Genomic DNA, 18,427 nt, shown 5'->3' on the forward strand with positions numbered 1-18,427 from the left:
AGAAAAGGAGCCGTTATGTCCGTCGTTGCTCATGACGAAGCGCAGTCTCTGAAAGAGCGGATCTTCGCCGCCGCCATTACCGTTTTCGCCGAGCATGGACTGTCGGGGGCGCGGATGGAGCAAATCGCCACCGAAGCGCAGACCACCAAACGCATGGTGGTCTATTACTTCAAGACGAAAGAGCAGCTTTATCAGGCCGTGCTGCAGCACGTCTACGCCAGGATCCGCGAAACCGAGCAGCAGCTTGGGCTGGAAAACGTGCCGCCGGTCGAGGCGCTGGTGCAACTGGTGAAGTGGAGCGTGCGCTATCACGCCACTCACGCCGACTATATGCGGGTCATCTGTATGGAAAACATGCAGCGCGGGAAGTGGCTAAAAAGCTCGGGCCAGCTGAAACCGCTAAACCGCACCGCCCTGTCGATTCTGGAAGATATTCTGCAGCGCGGCCAGCGGCAGGGAGTGTTTCAGGCGGGGCTGGAAGCGCGCGATGTGCATCGATTGATCAGCAGCTTTAGCTTCTATCAGGTGTCGAACTTTTACACCTTTAGCAGCCTGTACCTGGACGATCCGATGCCGGCGATTGATGATGAGGCGATGGTTGCCCACCACTGCGAGATTGCGGTGAAAGCGGTGGTTCGCTTTGTGATTTCCTGAAGCACGCGGGTAGTGCTCAGCGGCGGCTAGTTTCCAGAAAGCGCGTGGACAACTTTCTCCATCGCTTCCTGCGCCAGGGCGGAACGCTTGATCTTTGGGTTCGCGAGGGCGGTACGCACCACGCCGGCGATAACGATATGCTTCGGCTCCTGGCCCAGGTCGCGCATCTCCAGCACGACTTTACCGACCACCCGGCACATTTCCTGATACAGCGCCTCATCTTTGGCTGTGTTTCCCATCGTATTCCGCTCTCAAATTTTCATTATCAATCAAATCATTATTGATATATTTCCCGATTAAAGCAAACCAGCGTGCCGTTTCCGCGTCAGAGACCGCTTTTCCCGGGCAAACTTGTGAATAAACCCGCGTTTCTACTCTGTTTATCTTGTCAGATGATGAAAAAATGTGTTGCGCATAAGCATAGGATTAGTTTGCATTTTGTTAAGTATGTAACTATAGAAATGAAACATCGTTTTCATTTTCTTTTTTGGATTTGGCAACGTATAATGCCCGGCAAATTCTTATTGAATGGTTTCAGCGCATTGGATTGCATGACTAAACGCATAACACGTTGCCTCTTTTCATGGGCTGAACCGCCAGCACACATTCTTCTGCACGCTCTTTTGTTGTCACCTATCCTTAGAGCGTGGCATAGCAACTTTCGTAATACAGGTTTAACTCTGCGGCAGTGCGCCCACGGAGTCAGATTCCCCATCCCTATCCTTCACAACTTAAAGATTAAACTGTCATGAAAAAGACCAAAATTGTTTGCACCATCGGTCCGAAAACCGAATCCGAAGAGATGTTGACCAAAATGCTGGACGCGGGCATGAACGTTATGCGTCTGAACTTCTCTCACGGTGACTATGCGGAACACGGTCAGCGCATCCAGAACCTGCGCAATGTGATGAGTAAAACCGGTAAGAAAGCGGCAATCCTGCTGGACACCAAAGGTCCGGAAATCCGTACCATTAAGCTGGAAGGCGGCAACGACGTCTCCCTGAAAGCGGGCCAGACCTTCACCTTCACCACCGATAAATCCGTTGTCGGTAATAACGAAATCGTTGCGGTGACCTATGAAGGCTTCACCAGCGACCTGAGCGTTGGCAATACGGTACTGGTTGACGATGGTCTGATCGGTATGGAAGTGACCGCTATCGAAGGCAACAAAGTTGTTTGTAAAGTGCTGAACAACGGCGACCTCGGCGAGAACAAAGGCGTTAACCTGCCGGGCGTATCTATCGCGCTGCCGGCGCTGGCTGAAAAAGATAAACAGGACCTGATCTTCGGTTGCGAGCAGGGCGTTGACTTTGTTGCGGCATCCTTTATCCGTAAGCGTTCTGACGTTGTTGAAATCCGTGAGCACCTGAAAGCCCACGGCGGCGAGAAGATCCAGATCATCTCCAAAATCGAAAACCAGGAAGGCCTGAACAACTTCGACGAAATCCTCGAAGCCTCTGACGGCATCATGGTTGCGCGTGGCGACCTGGGCGTTGAAATCCCGGTTGAAGAAGTGATCTTCGCGCAGAAGATGATGATCGAAAAATGTATCCGCGCGCGTAAAGTCGTTATCACCGCGACTCAGATGCTGGATTCAATGATCAAAAACCCGCGTCCGACCCGTGCGGAAGCAGGCGACGTGGCCAACGCCATCCTCGACGGCACCGACGCAGTTATGCTGTCCGGCGAATCCGCGAAAGGTAAATACCCGCTGGAAGCGGTCACCATCATGGCGACCATCTGTGAACGTACCGACCGCGTCATGACCAGCCGTCTTGAGTACAATAACGACAACCGTAAGCTGCGCATCACCGAAGCGGTGTGCCGCGGTGCGGTAGAAACGGCTGAGAAACTGGAAGCGCCGCTGATCGTTGTGGCAACCCAGGGCGGTAAATCCGCGCGCGCCGTACGTAAATACTTCCCGGATGCCACCATCCTGGCGCTGACCACCAACGAAACCACCGCGCGTCAGCTGGTGCTGAGCAAAGGCGTTGTGGCGCAGCTGGTTGAAGATATCTCCTCTACCGATGCGTTCTACATCCAGGGTAAAGAACTGGCGCTGCAGAGCGGCCTGGCGCGTAAAGGCGACGTGGTTGTTATGGTTTCCGGCGCGTTAGTCCCGAGCGGAACCACCAATACCGCTTCCGTGCACGTGCTGTAATAATTTACAGGTTAATTAGTATTTCCTTTAAAAGCGCCTCTCGGGGCGCTTTTTTTTATTCCGGCACTAGCCGCTATTAATAAAAATGCAAATCGGAATTTACTATTTAACGCGAGATTATCTAAGATGAATCCGATGGAAGCGCGCTGTTTTCACTCGCCTTTTTAAAGTTACGTGATGATTTCGATGCTTCTTTGAGCGAACGATCAAAAATAAGCGTATTCAGGTAAAAAAATATTCTCATCACAAAAAAGTTTGTGTAATACTTGTAACGCTACATGGAGATTAACTCAATCTAGAGGGTATTAATAATGAATCGTACTAAACTGGTACTGGGCGCGGTAATCCTGGGTTCTACTCTGCTGGCTGGTTGCTCCAGCAATGCTAAAATCGATCAGCTGTCTTCTGACGTTCAGACTCTGAACGCTAAAGTTGACCAGCTGAGCAACGACGTGAACGCAATGCGTTCCGACGTTCAGGCTGCTAAAGATGACGCAGCTCGCGCTAACCAGCGTCTGGACAACGCAGCTACTAAATACCGTAAGTAATAGTATCTGTGTAATAAAAATGGCGCACACTGTGCGCCATTTTTTTTGCCTTATCTTTTCCCGCCTACTGCACCCTTTTCGCTTCATCTACCGGCGTATTATTCTGCACCGACAGGCTCGACGCAGTGCTTCCGCTGGCGGATACCACCACCGGATATCCTGCCCGCCGGGTCAGCGCGCGTTTAAGCTGCGCCTCATCAACCGCGTTATCCCCCGCAAACTGATGAAACTCCGCCGGAAGCGTATAGGCCATAGTCTGCGCGTTGCTGGTCTCATCAGGCGTCAACGGGCGATGAACTTCAACATAGTGCTTACCGTCCGGCTCCACGGCGAATTTGACCGGCTGGTTGATTATCCGCACCGGCGTGCCGCTTTTCACCTGATTGAATAAAGCCTGGATGTCCGCTGCGTTCATGCGCATGCAGCCGGAGCTTACGCGCAGGCCGACGCTGTCCGGCGCGCTGGTGCCATGAATAAGATATTCACCGTTGCCGTACGCCAGACGGAGCGCATAGCGACCTAGCGGGTTATTCGGCCCTGCGGGCACCACCGGCGGCAGTTTAATCCCCTTCTCCAGCGAACGGGCGCGGATACCCGCCGTCGGCGTCCAGGTGGGGTTCGGGATTTTCTGCCCGATACGGGTCGTCATCTCCGGGGTTTCCAGCCCCTGCTGACCAATCCCCAGGGGATAGACCTGCACCTGATTGACGCCCGGCGGGAAGTAGTAGAGGCGCAGTTCCGCCAGGTTGACGACGATGCCCTCACGCGGCACGTCCGGCAGCAGCATCTGCGAAGGTATCAGCACCTGAGTACCCGGTTTAGGCTGCACCGGCGCAATGGTATCGTTCGCTTCGAGGATCAGCATTGCCGCCGTATCAAAACGACGGGCAATCGCCTGCAGGTTGCGGTCGCCCTCTTGTACCGTCCAGAACTGGTTCTCACCAATCAGACGACTATTGGCTGGAGGAAGAGGATAATCAACGGCCCAGGCTGCGTGTGACGCGCTGAGGGCGCTCAGAAGAGCTATGGTGATGAGAGAAGCGCGTTTCATACTGAGATTCCTTCTTTCGCTGATAAAACGCCAGGCCTGTTATGCACGACGGGAGGCTAGCCTCCCGTCGTGCATAACAGAATGAAATCTACTGTTTTATTCTAGCTAAGATTTACAGCTTTCGCGCGAATTGCGCGGATCATGGCTTCCAGTCCTTGCGACCGCGAGGGGGTAAGATGCTGCGTCAGGGCCATTTTTTCAAACCACGGACGCACGTCAAAAGCGGTGATATCTTTGGCCGTCATCTGGTCATAAAGGATAAATACCACCGCGATGAGTCCTTTGACGATAGCCGCGTCGCTGTCGCCGCGAAGCGCGATAGCCCCGCTCTGCTCCTGCGCCATCACGATCCACACCTGACTCTGGCAACCCTGAATGATATTCTGGGCGGTGTGTTCCTCCGGGCTCAGCGGCGCCAGGCGCTGTCCCAGCTCAATAATATAGAGGTATTTCTCTTCCCAGTTCGCGCAACGGTTAAAGTTGCGCAGCAGTTTGTCTCTGTCCGGTAACGCCGCCATAGTCGCTTCCTTTAGCTTAGTAATTTGCGGATCCGCTGTAGCCCCGCCGCCAGCCGGTCCACCTCTTCCGTGGTATTGTACATCGCCAGCGATGCCCGGCACATGGACGGAACCCCGTAGAACGCCATTAGCGGCATGGCGCAGTGGTGCCCAGTCCGCACCGCGATACCGTAATTATCAAGGAAGCTGCCGACATCGTAGGCATGATGTTTGCCGAGATTAAAGGCAATCACCCCCAGACGATTTGGCGGGCCGTAAAGGGTTAAATCCGCCACGCTCTCCAGCGCCTGCAGCGCGTAACACATCAGGGTTTGTTCATATTCCGCGATATGCGTCAGCCCCAGCGCGCTGACGTAATCCAGCGCCGCGCCCAGTCCCATAATACCACCGGTATTCGGCGTTCCCGCCTCGAAGCGCCACGGCGCTTTTGCCCATGTGGTGCCTTCCGTCAGGCTGACGGTGGCGATCATCGACCCGCCCCCTTCCCACGGCGGCATCGCCTGCAAAATGTCCTGTTTGACGTAGAGCACGCCAATCCCGGTAGGGCCATACAGCTTGTGCGCGGAGAAAGCGTAAAAATCGCAGTCCAGCGCCTGAACATCCACCGGATGGTGCATAACCGCCTGCGCACCGTCCACCAGTACCTTCGCGCCGTGCTGATGGGCTAAAGCCGCCAGGGCGGCGATTGGGTTTTCGGTTCCCAACACGTTAGACACCTGGGTGATGGCCAGCAGGCGGGTGCGATCGTCAAACAGGCCGGGGATCGCATCCAGCTGCAGGGTTCCGTCCTGATTCAGCGGGATCACCCGCAGCTGCGCCCCCACTCTGGCGCACAGCATCTGCCACGGCACGATATTGGCGTGATGCTCCATCGCGCTGACGATGATGTTGTCGCCCGCGCCGACGTTGGCGTTTCCCCAGCTGTTCGCCACGAGGTTAATGCCTTCCGTGGTGCCGCGAACAAACACCATCTCTTCCGCCGAGCGGGCGTTGAGGAACGTCGCCGCCTGCTGGCGCACCTGCTCCATGCTCGCCGTGGCTTCCGCGCTGAGGGTATGAATGCCGCGATGCACCGCCGCATAGCCGTGGCGGTAAAATTCCGCCTCGGCGTTAATCACCGCTTCCGGCTTCTGCGCGCTGGCGGCGCTGTCGAGATAGGCCAGCGGCTGGCCGTTCACCTCGCGATGGAGTAGCGGAAAATCGGCGCGCACGCGTTCCACAGAAAATGTCATAGGTTACCTCCCGGCAGACGCTGGCCGATACGCGCCAGTATTTGCTGCCTGAGCGCCTCATCGCCGATCGCTTCGGTGAGCTCGGCGGCAAAGGCGTAAAGAATCATCTGCTGCGCCGCCTGCTGCGTAATGCCGCGCGAGCGCAGATAAAACAGCTGTTCGTCATCAATACGCCCGATGGTCGCGCCGTGGCTGCACTTCACGTCGTCAGCGTAAATCTCCAGCTGCGGTTTGGTATCCACTTCCGATAAGCGGCCGAGCAGCAGGTTGTTGTTGGTCATCTGGCCATCGGTTTTGATCGCATGCGGCGCGACGTTAATCAGGCCGTTAAACACCGCCCGCCCTTTGTCGTTGACGATGGTTTTATGCAGCTGGCGGCTGTTGCAGTATCCGACTTTATGATCGAGCCAGGTGCGGCTGTCGCAGACTTCGCCGTTGACCGGCATCGCCAGCGAGTTAATTCGCAGGTTGCTGTTTTCTCCGTTCAGCCGCGTGCTGGTGTGGTGGCGGAGCACCGAGCTCCCGAGGAGAAAACTGCTGCTGAAGGCGGAGCTGTCACGCCCGATCGCCAGGTCGTTGTGGGCAAAGTGGTAGCTTTGCGCATTCTCAAACGCCAGCTTGATATGCTGCAGGTGGGCGTTATCCGCCACGGCCATCGTCAGCCTTGCGCCGGTAAAGTGGCGCTGGTCGTTGAGGCTCAGATAGTGCTCGATGATGGTCGCCTGCGCGCCGCTCTCCAGTTCCAGATGATGGCGATAGTGGGCGGTATTCATTTCATCGCCCGCCAGCCCGCGCGTCAGGTGCATAATCAGCAGCGGTTTTTGCGGGCGCTGGTTGCGCCTGACCCGAATGCGGGTGACGGTGGTCGCCAGGCTTTCGGTCAAATGCAGAAAGACTTCGGGCTGAACGGCGTCAGGCAGTTGTTGACGCTCGTTATCCACCTGCACGTCATAGCCGCTGGCGGCCAGATCGTCGCTCAGGCTGTCGCTAAACTGGCCGTCGACAAACACCAGGCGCCATGCCTCCACTGTTAGCGCCTGCGCGTCACGCTGGGCCGCCGTCAGCGCCTGCGGAGGAGCAGCGACAAAGGTCTGATTCAGTAACGCGTCCAGCGGAGTATATTTCCAGTTTTCATGTTTACGCGTTGGCAGGCCCAGCCGCAGCAGCTGCTGCAGATGCTGATGCGCCTGCGGGCTGCGCTGCCCGCTTTGCGACTCAAACAGATGGTGCCACTGTTGCAGCGCGTTACTGCTGTTCGGTAAGCCAGCCATAGCCCTGCTCCTCCAGTTGTTTGACCAGCGTAAAGTCGCCGGATTTGACGATCCGCCCCTGGTACAGCACGTGGACGTAATCCGGCTTGATATAGTCGAGAATGCGCTGATAGTGGGTAACGATGATAAACGCGCGCTTACCGTCGCGCAGGGCGTTAACGCCGTCAGAGACAATCTTCAGCGCGTCAATATCCAGCCCGGAGTCGGACTCGTCGAGGATACACAGCTCCGGTTCCAGTACCGCCATCTGCAGGATATCGTTGCGCTTTTTCTCACCGCCGGAGAAGCCGACGTTAACCGAGCGGGTCAGCAAATCCTCGGGCATTTTCAGCAGCTTAATTTTGTCTTCCATCAGGTCCTGAAAGTCAAAGCGGTCAAGCTGCTCCTGGCCGCGGTAGCGGCGCACGGCGTTCAGCGCGGTTTGCAGGAAAAACTGATTGCTGACCCCGGGAATTTCCACCGGATACTGGAAGGCCATGAAGATGCCTTCGCCGGCGCGATCCTCCGGGGCGAGCTCCAGCAGATCTTTGCCTTTAAACTCCACGCTACCGCCGGTCACTTCATAGTCTTCACGTCCGGCCAGGGTGGCGGACAGGGTACTTTTGCCGGACCCGTTCGGCCCCATAATGGCGTGCACTTCGCCGGGACGAACGTCCAGATTCAGCCCGCGCAGAATCTCTTTATCTTCGACGGCGACCTGCAAATTTTTAATACTTAACATCTTATTTCCTTTGTTATCAGCCGACGCTGTGTTCAAGACTAATCGCCAGTAATTTCTGCGCTTCCACGGCAAACTCCAGCGGCAGCTCTGAGAAAACGTCCTTACAAAAACCATTGACGATCATCGAAATCGCATCATCCTCGCTGATGCCGCGCTGCAGGCAGTAAAACAGTTGGTCTTCGCCGATCCGCGACGTGGTCGCTTCGTGCTCCAGCTGCGCGCTGTTGTTCCGGCATTCCACATAAGGGAAGGTATGCGCCCCGCTGTCCGGACCAATCAGCATCGAATCACACTGGGTGAAGTTGCGCGCGTTGGTTGCTGTGGGCATGATTTTGACCAGCCCGCGATAGCTGTTCTGGCTGTGGCCGGCAGAAATCCCCTTCGAGATAATCGTCGAGCGGGTGTTTTTACCGATATGGATCATCTTGGTCCCCGTGTCCGCCTGCTGATGACCGCTGGTCAGCGCCACCGAGAAGAACTCGCCGATAGAGTTATCCCCGCGCAGAATACAGCTTGGATATTTCCAGGTGATCGCCGAGCCGGTTTCCGACTGGGTCCACGACATTTTGCTGTTCACACCCTCGCACAGCGCGCGCTTGGTGACGAAGTTAAGGATCCCGCCGGTGTTGTTATCGCCGGGGAACCAGTTTTGTACCGTGGAGTACTTCACCTCGGCGTCCTTATGAATAATGACTTCAACCACCGCCGCATGCAGCTGGTAGCTATCGCGTACCGGCGCCGAACAGCCTTCAATGTAGCTCACGTAGCTGCCCTCATCGGCGATCAGTATCGTGCGCTCGAACTGGCCGGTTTTTTCCGCGTTGATGCGGAAATAGGTCGACAGTTCCATCGGGCAGCGTACGCCTTTGGGGACATAGATGAAGGTCCCGTCTGAGGCCACCGCCGCGTTGAGGGCGGCGAAGAAGTTGTCGTTACCCGGCACCACGGTACCGAGGTATTTCTGCACCAGCTCCGGGTGATCGTGGATCGCTTCGCCGAACGAACAGAAGATAATCCCCTGCTCCGCCAGCTTTTCGCGATAGGTCGTGGCGACGGAAACCGAGTCAAAAATGGCGTCGACGGCCACTTCCCGCCCCTCGCGCACCGGCACGCCGAGGAGATTGAACGCCTCTTCAACTTCATTGGTCAAAAACGCGCTGGAGCCCGTCTGCTGCAAAGCGCCAGGCTCAGAGGCGCAGGCGTCATCGCAGTTGCCGCAGGAGGGCGCCGAGTAATAGCTGTAATCCTGATAGTTCAGCTTGTCGTAGTGCGCCTTCAGCCAGTGCGGCTCTTCCATCGTCTGCCAGGCCTTAAACGCGTTCAGACGAAATTCCAGCATCCATTCTGGCTCATTGCGGCGCGCGGAAATCGCCCTGACCACCTCTTCGTTTATGCCTTTCGCCAGCTCATCGGTCTGCAGCTGCGTGAAAAAGCCTTCTTTATAGTTGAGTGGCCCGCCGCTCCAGGTTTTGACATCGTCGGTTGCTTCAGTATTACGAGACATAGTTACTCCGCCTGAACGCCAAAACTTTCGCCGCAGCCGCATTCGTGCTGGGCTTTGGGATTATGGAATTTGAAGATTTGATTTAAGCCTTCGCGAACGTAATCGAGTTCGGTGCCATCGATAAACGGCATGGCCTGTAGCGGCGCCCATAACTTCGCGCCGTCGCGCTCAAAGAGCAGGTCGTCTTTCGCCGGTTCGGCGATTAATTCGAGAACGTAGCCAAAACCCGCGCAGCCGCTGGTTTTAACCCCCAGGCGCAGCCCCTGCATATCCGGCTGTTTGCGGACCAGATCGCGAATATGGGCGGCGGCGGCTGGAGTCATGACCAGTCCACGCCAGCTAAAATCTTCGGGATTGAAAGTTCCTGCATGTGAATTCATCGCTCTACCTCATAGGTTGACGCCATCGGGACATACCGCTATGTTAGTGATAATGATTATCACTTCAACCCATCCGGAGAAGGGGTATTCCCCTATCAGGCTCTTTTTATAAGCATAGACCCTGACAGGAGAGATATCGGAGATGCGACAAATTGTTCAATACATTGATTAATAATGTATTTTATGGATTGGGAGGCAGATGTTGCTGGAAAATTAAAATATGCATCGAAAATACCTATTTTTGAGATAGATTTTTTGCCTTGCATATAACCCGCCGTGGAAGGCAATAGACTGACCGACGCCTATTACGGGTAAAAGAGAGGGATCTTTACCGGCTATGAGGCAAACAAGGCCTGGCTCACGACGGAAATAGTACGACGCAGCGTTACCATGATTTCATAAAGAAATATGCAACCGGCGTCGCGCAGAAACGGTTGCCCGTTTAATTGTACTGTAGTGTCATGACGACAACGGCACTCACGCTTCCGGGCGTCGCTCCTCCTGACATAGATTTTACCGAGGCCTGCATGGCGAGGGTAGCGGTTCTGTCTGCCGCGATGTTGCCCATAATACTTGAACCCGTCCCCTTAAGCGCGCCGCTGTCCGCTTCGCTCATCGCAACCGCCACGTTTGATGCGGTACCGCTATTCATATAATAGTCAGGGCCGGCAACCGGATCCGGGATTCCGCTAAAGGAGGCCGTTACGTTGCGTGTTCCCGCCGGGCAGTTGGTAAACCGCAAATTAAAGGCCACAGGGTCGGATGATGACCCCGGAGTAACCATATTTTTTGCCTGAATATCGCCAAGATTGACATCGAGGTTGCTATTTCCACCATTAAATATACAGGGCGATGCAACAATATTTCCCGTAACGCCTACGCTCACGCTGTCGGCAGCAAAAGCTTTCCAGCACAGAAAAGCCAGAAGAAGCATTTTTTTGTGGTGTATTTTCATTTTTTCACCTGTTACTGGTACGTCAAATTAAGCGTGGCGGTTGCATTTGCCGAGCCTGACTCAACGGACGTTAAGGTCTGATAATAACGGGCCGTCAACGGCAGCGTTTCTTGCCCGCCCGATGACCGTTTTAATAACAGCGGGCTATTGATGGCCAACGGCGCGCCGTTATATAAAAGCTGGACTCCGACACCTTTCGCGGTACCGGCACTGCCCTGCCCCGTTAATGCCATTACGCTGGTATTGGCGCTATCCGGATTTTGTACGCCGCTCAGCGAAACGGTGATATTGGTATCGGCGTTGCAGCTTAACCCCAGATTTTGCGTATTCTGCGCGCCTGCGGGCGTGGTGCCTACCGTCGAGCCGAACGTTGATGCTGAAATATCGCCAATCGGGAAGGTCAGCTGAGGCGTAGTAATACTGCAGGCCAGCGCGTTGATTGTCCCATCGGTCAGCGTTGCGGTCAGGCCATCACGGTAGACGCCGTCGCTGCCCTGTAGCATCACAACTCCGATCGTTCCCGGCGTTAATGCGCCCGATGATACCCGGCCGGTGACCACCAGCTGCATGTTGCCCCCGTACCAGTCGACATATGAGGTCTGTGCGTTATAGGAGAATGTATTACTCGGGTTTTCAAAATAAGCGTTTGATGAAAAACGAATACCAATACCGCTAATATTAGTGTTGTAAACGTGATTACCGTAGCTGCTCAGCGTCGCATTATTATATCTCATGCTGAAACCCAGCATGATTGGGTTAGTACAACCTGAAAGGTAAGAGCCCGTAAATGTCCCGCCTGCCGAATAAATAACGGTCCCGACCGGTGCATCACGCGGTACGGTAATCGTTCCTACAGACAGCGTGGAGAGCTGCGGGGTAATTGTCGTGCAGGTTCCGGCACGCGCGTTATTCCAACCGGCCATTAAGCCGAGCAAAATAATAGAATAAATCAATCTCATTTTTAACGTTCCTGATGGCAACTGGCGCTAACCTCGGTTATTCCAGCGTAGGTTGGTTGTTTCGGCAGGCTGAAATCAGCACGGCACTGTTGGCTGGACTGGCGGCCCCATGTTGCGACTATCGCCCCTTGCTCGGGCATTCCGCTTAAAAATACCTGCCCACGATCGCCGACGATAAAGCTGCTTTTATTACCATCTGCAAATGTCACCACGGCGCCAAACGGCACAAAGTGGTTATTGTCTGTTAAGGTCATGAGTACCCGGCGCCCCACTTTTGCAAGGTAATCGGCCCTCACCACCGCGCCTCGCGTCGGTATGACCGTATCGGTGTTGATCTCCAGCTCGACATCATCAGGCATATTTTGCGGGTCGAGCGTCAGGTCGTTTTTTCGGTAGACGGAAATATTGCTGACTACCGTATATCCCCTGTAGTCGGTGCGCGAGCCGGGTTGATTGCGAATATTCACGCCGTGCGCCCCCGGAGCTTTGATTAAGACGTTGGTTTCACCGAGCGGTTGAGAAAGCGTAATGCCGTCGGCATGGGCGATAACGCCTCCTTGCAGGCCATAATTAAGCCGCTCGCTATTTCTGTCGTAGCTATAGCCCGCCGTCACTTCACCGTACGTGGCTTTATAGTCACCATTCATATTGCCGATGTAACCCACGCCATTCGTACCGTAACCCTGCTGGACGTTCCAGTTCAGCGAGTTATTTTCCAGCGCGACGCCGTTAATGCCGATATTGTGCGTCGTTCCGTTATTCTTGCTGGCGTTCATGCCATAGCTTGCCCACGTTTGCGGGAGGAATTTCTCCAGCGGCACGCTGACGTTAAACGCCAGTTGCTGGTCATGGTCGCTGTTTGTCGCGCGCCCGCCGTCGTATAACGCAGCGCTGCCATTTTTGCTGTATGTCCAGGTCACACCGTAGCTAATATTGTGCCAGTAGTTGTTATATCCGACGCTCCAGGAAGCCATCGACCTGGCAGAATTCCAGTAGTCTTCCCGCGCCGCGCTGAGGGTAAGCGACCCCAACTCACGACTCAGCGTCTGGCTCATCGTCAGCTCAGCGCGGTTGCGCCTGCGGTCCTGCAGCGCGCTGCTGTCGCCATAGGAATCCAGGACTTCCTGCATCCCATAATAGCCGCTGGTCGAATAGCGGTAGCCCGCAATGGAAAAGTTAGTCCCCGTCTCGGCGAAGTTTTTGCTGTAACGCGCTCGCCAGGATTGGCCCTGTGATTTTTCCGTTTTATCCGGCGTTGACCAACCCTGGGTAACGTCGGCGGAGATAGCGCCTAACGCCCCCATATTTTTGCCCACGCCAAAAGCAAGCGACTGGTATTTGCTTGACTCTTGCAGGCCGCCATAGAGGGTAATGCCGTGCTGCAGACCATAAATTGCGGTGGCTTGCCCGAAAGGGGTCTTATCCACGCTGCTGTTATAGGAGCGATATTGTCCACCGGTGATGGCGTATTTTAAGCGGCCTTCCCGCTGCAATACTGGCAGCGAGGCATAGGGCAGCGTGAAGTGCTGTTCGCTGCCATCGGCTTCTTTAATCGTCACGTCGAGGTCGCCCGCGCCGCCGGTGGGATACATATCCCTAATCTCAAACGCCCCCGGCGCAACGTAACTTTGGTAGATCTGATAGCCGTTCTGGCGCACCACGACCTGCGCATTGGTTCGGGCGATGCCGCGCACCACGGGCGCATAGCCCTTAAGAGAATCCGGTAACATATCGTCATCTGACGCCAGTTGGCCGCCGCGAAACGGCATACTGTCAAACACATCGGCAGGCGCGGAGCTGTCTCCAACGGTAAGCTGACCTTTCAGCGGAATAATGGCGCGCTGCGCGTAGGTATAAACGGTATCCCATTTATCCTGGCCTGAGGACTCCCGTGACCAGGTGGTATAGTTGCGAAAACGCCACGGCCCGATATTGATTCCCGGACGCAGGTTCGCATACTGGCTGTCGCTGCTAGCGCCCTGGCCCGTTTTCGCCCGAGCGTTCGCCCCGCTCAGGCTGTAATTGAGCAATGCCGCAGTAATGCCCTCATCCCACATTTCCGCCGGCACATAGCCCCTTGCCGGCAGGTCGATCGCTGCCTGGGGAATGCTGATAACCAGTCGCTGGGCGCCAAACTGAAAATCGGCGCTGGCCTGCGGAATCGCCTGGAGATTGGCGCAATCACTTTTTTCTACCGCCAGTTGCGGAAAAAGATCGGTTTTCACGCCCCATTGTTTTAAGAGTTCAATGCTCAGACAGGGTTGTAATGCTTCATTACCGTCAGCGGTCTTTGCCATCGCAAAAGAAATATCCCGGGTGTCCATTAGCTGGTCATCAAGAATAATATCCACGTGGTATTTTCCCGGCGCCTGGGAGCCAGACTCGAAAGCAGATAAATCCGCTTTGCCCACCCCCGGGTTATCCAGTTCTACCAGCGCCGTATTAAACGAATCACTTGCATAAAGCTCATGTGGAATACCGGTAAACGCTAAGGCGATAAGAGTCGCCAAACGCGCAGGTCGCAATTTATTATTTTTTATTGTCATCGCTATTAACCTATTTAACGCGGGACGGGCCATTTGTTCAGGGGTTACAAATTGGCTTGATGTGATGCTCCGGGGCTACCATAGTCATTAATGATTTTAAATGTCAGGGCATTGCCGGAGACCCCGTCCGGTAAGCGGAATCGGGCTGTCGAAGCAGGCAAAACATACGACACCTGCGCCAGCGTTTTCCCGCCCACGCTAATTTCATTGAAGTTAATGACGTAAGGCGTCGGGTTATTCACCTGAATTTCATTGCCGCTTCTTTGCCAGGTGAGCTTATTCGCCTGCTCTTCCGGCGTTGATCCACGAAGAGTGACGGGCCGGTAAATCAGTTTGATACGCGTTTTTACGGCAATTTGCAGGGAGTTCATCTGCTTTGATGCCGAGGGAATCGCTTTAATATTCATCCAGAATAAGCTTTCTTGCGTTTGAGGCAGCGAACCTGTCGCGACAATTCGTTCAATATTCTTTTGTCCGCTATCGAGGCGGTACAGCGGAGGCGTAATAATAAAAGGCGTTTTACCAGACCCCCCTTCTTGCTCATCTATCCATGATTGAATTAAATAAGGCGTCGCGTCGGGATTATTAACGCTGATGGAGGCTTCTTTTTTTGCACCATCGAAAATAATCCGCGTGCCGCCAATAATTACCCCGGCAGTGGCGGTTGCCTGCACCAGCGTAAACATTGTTATCGCCAGGCCAATTCTTCTGATAAAACGCATTTAATACCTCTTAAAACAAAGGGGCCGGGCCGGCCCCCTACTGATTACTGCAAAAGACTTAGTTGTAAACTACGGAGAAATTCGCGACCGAGTTAGCTGGGCCGGCAACCACCGTCGCAGTGGTCGACACATACTGAGCATAGAAATTCAGCGTATTATCAGCGGTGCTGCTGAGTGGGTAGGAGTAACCGTTGCTGCCGTGCAGAGGCAGATCGGCTTTATCCGCCGTCATCAGATTAATCGCGACACCGGTGGCGGCGCCAGCGACCGACGAGTCAATGGCCAGCAGGTTGGAATTGCTTAAATCAGGAGTTCCATCGAAACGCACTTTGGCATTCACAACGGTTACCGGACAGTTTTTCAGAATAATATCGAATTTCGTCGCGGCGGTTCGCGAACCAGCCGCTGGAAATTCAGTTTTATAATAATCGCCTAAAACAACCACCTGGTTCTGAGACGCCACATCGACGTCGCAAGCGGAATCCAAAATATTGCCATTAAAATTAACGGTACCCGCTGCTGCGAAAGCATGAGTCATAGATAATGCAGAACCTGCTGCAAGCATAGCAATAACAATTGTCTTTTTCATAACGCCATATCCTGTTTTACTTTATTGACATTCAGGCAAAACACTTAATGTCCGTATTTTACCATTGCTTTAATATGTTGCCGGGAATCAATGGTAAATAAGCCACCACTGAAACGCTTTATTCAAACCGGATTACCCCTGCCGACGAGACAAAATTTATACAACTATTTTTCAGCACACAATCTATTTCGTGGTCTAAATGTAGACTCGAAATTAACAAAAATAGAACAATTAAATTCAGAAATTCCTTAATCTAAAACGTCCCGGTCTACTTTTGGACTAAAAAATGAACACAATAAAATCAATCACTTAAAATGAAAATTACGTTAAGTCTATTAATAGACCTGGCGCGAACGTTCCCTGGAATGATGTTTTTTAAGATAATTCCCAACATCGATCAAAAAACGATCGCATAAGTTAGTGAGGTATCTTATGAATACGCGAATTATTCCTGAACTCTACAATGAGCCTGCAGAGGTGTTGAGTATAAAACCCTTTAAGCATATTGAAAGATTAATCGATAATACCCTGCCATATGCCGAGAGGCGAATTGTATCAAAGGGCGATATCGTCCATTATTATGATAATGACGTTCGGCAGTGTTTTTTACTTATTCAGGGCAGCGTGGCTCTGCATCGTCGCGGAGACGGTATTGTTTTAAACTCAGAGTCATCGCCATTTCTTCTCGGCGTATGTAGCCAGTTTTCCTCTGAACGTCTGTATGTCAGGGTACTGGAAACGTCGGAAATAGCGGCAGTTTCTCTGGAAACATTCAATCACGTAGTGGCACAAAAGAACTTATGGGAGCATTTTTCAAAGCTGCTGATCTATACCGCATCAAGAGTTTATGAACACTGCGCCCAGATATCGCAAATGTCAGCCTATGATATCATCCGTTTTCAACTCGTTGAATTAATGCAAGAGCCCGAAGCTATCCGGCAAAATATCACCGCGGCGGCCTATATCAAAAGTCGAACCTATCTTTCCCGCAGCGGCGTTATGCGTATCCTGGCAGAGCTACGAACGGGTAAATACATTACTATGGAGCGCGGAGTGCTGATTGACATCCACCATCTGCCGCGAAAGTACTGACGGTTAATGTATCTATGGGGTGGCAAGAGAGAGGCGCGAGGTTATAATAAGTTCGATCTCCTTCAGGATGTTCTGACTATGTCATCGGCAAATCAATCCTTCCGCGGCTCCCCTTATGCACAGGAATTTATTTCTCATTTGCAGCCTTACAGCACGACGTACAAAGCGGGACGTGGCGAGCAGTTTGACCTCCAGGTTAACGGTCAGGGGATGTGCTATCTCCTGCTGGAGGGGACAATTGCGTTCTACAGGAGGAATGACGGCATGATGCTTACCACCGCGCGCAGCCCGGCCATTTTCGGCCTTGCGAACATGACGGATATCTATTTCAACGATTATTTTAAAACCGTCACGCCGTGCCTGATAGGCGTACTCACGACCCGCCGCGTCGAGGAAATCATTAAAGAGAAGGCGCTATGGGGACTGCTTTCTAAACAACTGATGTTTGTCTATAACCGCCTCTATCATAACGTCATGCCTCAGGGCGTGCCAACGGCGTATGAAATGATTCGCCAGCAGTTGATCAAGTTAATGGAGGAAGAGGAGGGTTATCGCTACAGCGTGACGGCTGAAAAATATATCAGAGAGAAAACCCGGCTTTCCCGCAGCGGTGTAATGCGCATTCTGGCCGCTCTGAAAACCGGCGGCTTCATCGAAATGGAAGAGGGAAAACTGATAAAAATCAACAAGCTTCCTGCCAAATACTGATTAACAGGATTGAGCTTGCGCTCTTCTCTCAATCCGGTCGCCACACCCAATACCTTCATGCAACGAATTCTATTCGTTTTCATTATAGGTATTGTCGTTTCACAGAAATAAAGATTTATTCACTGCTGGCTGGCTCATGTAGAATGCGCTGCTAAATTTCCTTCATCTTTTAACGCAATGTCGCAACGGCGACCGTTCGGGAACCTGTGTAGTACTGAATTATGGAAATAGAAACAGATGTCATGTCGATGTGTATGGTCGTATTGTTAATTATTAGCGTTTTGCTCGATTAACCTCTTCCCTCGAAAAATCCGTGAGCCTCGCCGTCGCCGGACAGATCTTTATGTTGATGAAGAAACTGGCCCTTGCCGACGTCGTGCCAGCCCCGCTGCGCCGGGCCGACGAGCGCATATTGGGTCAAAGATTCAGAGAGGCGATATTGCCCGGACAGGCATTGCCAGGATATTAAAAAAGGCTGCCGACAATGGCGGCAGCCTCTTCACTTTATGGCATAGCTAAAACGTAGCGCGAATTAGCTCCTGATCTTCCTGTAGATAAACAGGACCACCAGCGCGCCAATCACCGCTACGACAAAGCTGCCGAAATTAAAACCATCTACACGACCAAAGCCGAAGAAAGTACTAATCCACCCCCCGACAACTGCACCGATGACACCGAGAATTACGGTAACGATAAATCCGCCGCCGTCTTTCCCCGGCATAATCCACTTGGCTAAAATACCGGCAATAAGGCCAAAAATGATCCATGAAATGATACCCATAGCTAACTCCATCCTCTCGTTACTTGTAAATCTCT

General features: G+C 53.3%; 20 protein-coding genes. 6 read left to right on the forward strand and 14 right to left on the reverse strand.

All coding sequences use genetic code 11. The features are described 5' to 3' along the window. Window positions 1-15: 15 nt before the first annotated feature. Entirely contained in the window at window positions 16-654 is a 639-nt protein-coding gene (locus KCG39_RS07310; protein ID WP_004119185.1) for a TetR/AcrR family transcriptional regulator, read from the forward strand. Window positions 655-680: 26 nt separating this feature from the next. Here KCG39_RS07310 and fumD read toward each other — a convergent pair whose 3' ends face one another. Then, the gene (gene fumD / locus KCG39_RS07315) at window positions 681-893 is read right to left on the reverse strand and encodes a fumarate hydratase FumD (RefSeq protein ID WP_004119184.1); all 213 of its coding nucleotides are present in this window, start codon (window positions 891-893) and stop codon (window positions 681-683) included. A gap of 312 nt (window positions 894-1,205) precedes the next feature. Between fumD and ynhH the strand changes: the two genes are divergently transcribed. From ynhH to lpp, 3 genes are all read left to right on the forward strand, one after another. After that, the gene (gene ynhH / locus KCG39_RS28065) at window positions 1,206-1,406 is read left to right on the forward strand and encodes a protein YnhH (protein ID WP_418772212.1); all 201 of its coding nucleotides are present in this window, start codon (window positions 1,206-1,208) and stop codon (window positions 1,404-1,406) included. Next, window positions 1,403-2,815, forward strand: coding sequence for a pyruvate kinase PykF (gene pykF / locus KCG39_RS07320; protein WP_004119183.1), 1,413 nt, complete (start codon window positions 1,403-1,405; stop codon window positions 2,813-2,815). Before ynhH ends, pykF begins: the two co-directional genes overlap by 4 nt. A 311-nt stretch (window positions 2,816-3,126) precedes the next feature. Beyond that, window positions 3,127-3,363 (forward strand): murein lipoprotein Lpp, encoded by a 237-nt coding sequence (gene lpp, locus KCG39_RS07325; protein WP_003029373.1) that lies wholly within the window; start codon window positions 3,127-3,129, stop codon window positions 3,361-3,363. 64 nt (window positions 3,364-3,427) lie between these two features. Here lpp and ldtE read toward each other — a convergent pair whose 3' ends face one another. From ldtE to KCG39_RS07385, 12 genes are all read right to left on the reverse strand, one after another. Beyond that, window positions 3,428-4,414 (reverse strand): L,D-transpeptidase LdtE, encoded by a 987-nt coding sequence (gene ldtE / locus KCG39_RS07330; RefSeq protein ID WP_211811577.1) that lies wholly within the window; start codon window positions 4,412-4,414, stop codon window positions 3,428-3,430. Window positions 4,415-4,515: 101 nt separating this feature from the next. Further along, window positions 4,516-4,932, reverse strand: coding sequence for a cysteine desulfuration protein SufE (sufE, locus tag KCG39_RS07335; RefSeq protein ID WP_004119181.1), 417 nt, complete (start codon window positions 4,930-4,932; stop codon window positions 4,516-4,518). Window positions 4,933-4,943: 11 nt separating this feature from the next. Next, window positions 4,944-6,164: a cysteine desulfurase SufS gene (sufS, locus tag KCG39_RS07340; protein ID WP_142468161.1), complete on the reverse strand. Its 1,221-nt coding sequence runs from the start codon at window positions 6,162-6,164 to the stop codon at window positions 4,944-4,946. Then, complete coding sequence (sufD, locus tag KCG39_RS07345) at window positions 6,161-7,435, reverse strand: Fe-S cluster assembly protein SufD (protein WP_087828230.1); 1,275 nt, start codon at window positions 7,433-7,435, stop codon at window positions 6,161-6,163. The genes sufS and sufD overlap by 4 nt, the downstream gene beginning before the upstream one ends. Further along, the gene (gene sufC / locus KCG39_RS07350) at window positions 7,410-8,156 is read right to left on the reverse strand and encodes a Fe-S cluster assembly ATPase SufC (RefSeq protein WP_004119176.1); all 747 of its coding nucleotides are present in this window, start codon (window positions 8,154-8,156) and stop codon (window positions 7,410-7,412) included. The genes sufD and sufC overlap by 26 nt, the downstream gene beginning before the upstream one ends. 16 nt (window positions 8,157-8,172) lie before the next feature. Continuing rightward, a complete protein-coding gene (gene sufB, locus KCG39_RS07355; protein WP_004119173.1) occupies window positions 8,173-9,660 on the reverse strand; it encodes a Fe-S cluster assembly protein SufB in 1,488 nt (495 codons plus the stop codon). Window positions 9,661-9,662: 2 nt separating this feature from the next. Beyond that, complete coding sequence (gene sufA / locus KCG39_RS07360; protein WP_004119171.1) at window positions 9,663-10,040, reverse strand: Fe-S cluster assembly scaffold SufA; 378 nt, start codon at window positions 10,038-10,040, stop codon at window positions 9,663-9,665. Window positions 10,041-10,482: 442 nt separating this feature from the next. Next, window positions 10,483-10,995, reverse strand: a complete 513-nt coding sequence (locus KCG39_RS07365) for a fimbrial protein (RefSeq protein ID WP_142468163.1) — start codon at window positions 10,993-10,995, stop codon at window positions 10,483-10,485. An 11-nt stretch (window positions 10,996-11,006) separates the two neighbouring features. Then, entirely contained in the window at window positions 11,007-11,954 is a 948-nt protein-coding gene (locus tag KCG39_RS07370; protein WP_049114202.1) for a fimbrial protein, read from the reverse strand. A gap of 2 nt (window positions 11,955-11,956) precedes the next feature. Next, a complete protein-coding gene (locus KCG39_RS07375; RefSeq protein WP_142445608.1) occupies window positions 11,957-14,500 on the reverse strand; it encodes a fimbria/pilus outer membrane usher protein in 2,544 nt (847 codons plus the stop codon). A gap of 44 nt (window positions 14,501-14,544) precedes the next feature. Next, window positions 14,545-15,222, reverse strand: coding sequence for a fimbrial biogenesis chaperone (locus KCG39_RS07380; protein ID WP_142468164.1), 678 nt, complete (start codon window positions 15,220-15,222; stop codon window positions 14,545-14,547). Between the two features lie 58 nt (window positions 15,223-15,280). Beyond that, window positions 15,281-15,811 carry a fimbrial protein gene (locus KCG39_RS07385; protein ID WP_049114198.1) on the reverse strand — a complete coding sequence of 177 codons (531 nt, stop codon included), beginning with the start codon at window positions 15,809-15,811 and terminating at the stop codon, window positions 15,281-15,283. A gap of 432 nt (window positions 15,812-16,243) precedes the next feature. On the opposite strand from KCG39_RS07385, the gene KCG39_RS07390 reads away from it, so the two are divergent. Next, entirely contained in the window at window positions 16,244-16,903 is a 660-nt protein-coding gene (locus tag KCG39_RS07390; protein ID WP_004119148.1) for a winged helix-turn-helix transcriptional regulator, read from the forward strand. Window positions 16,904-16,981: 78 nt separating this feature from the next. Next, entirely contained in the window at window positions 16,982-17,611 is a 630-nt protein-coding gene (locus KCG39_RS07395) for a helix-turn-helix domain-containing protein (RefSeq protein WP_004119146.1), read from the forward strand. 532 nt (window positions 17,612-18,143) lie between these two features. On the opposite strand, the gene KCG39_RS07400 is transcribed toward KCG39_RS07395, so the two are convergent. After that, on the reverse strand, window positions 18,144-18,392 hold the full coding sequence (locus KCG39_RS07400; protein ID WP_004102935.1) for a GlsB/YeaQ/YmgE family stress response membrane protein: 249 nt from the start codon (window positions 18,390-18,392) through the stop codon (window positions 18,144-18,146). Window positions 18,393-18,427 lie beyond the last annotated feature (35 nt).

Origin of the sequence: Klebsiella pasteurii (assembly GCF_018139045.1) — a bacterium.
In the GTDB taxonomy this organism is placed as follows: Bacteria; Pseudomonadota; Gammaproteobacteria; order Enterobacterales; family Enterobacteriaceae; genus Klebsiella; species Klebsiella grimontii.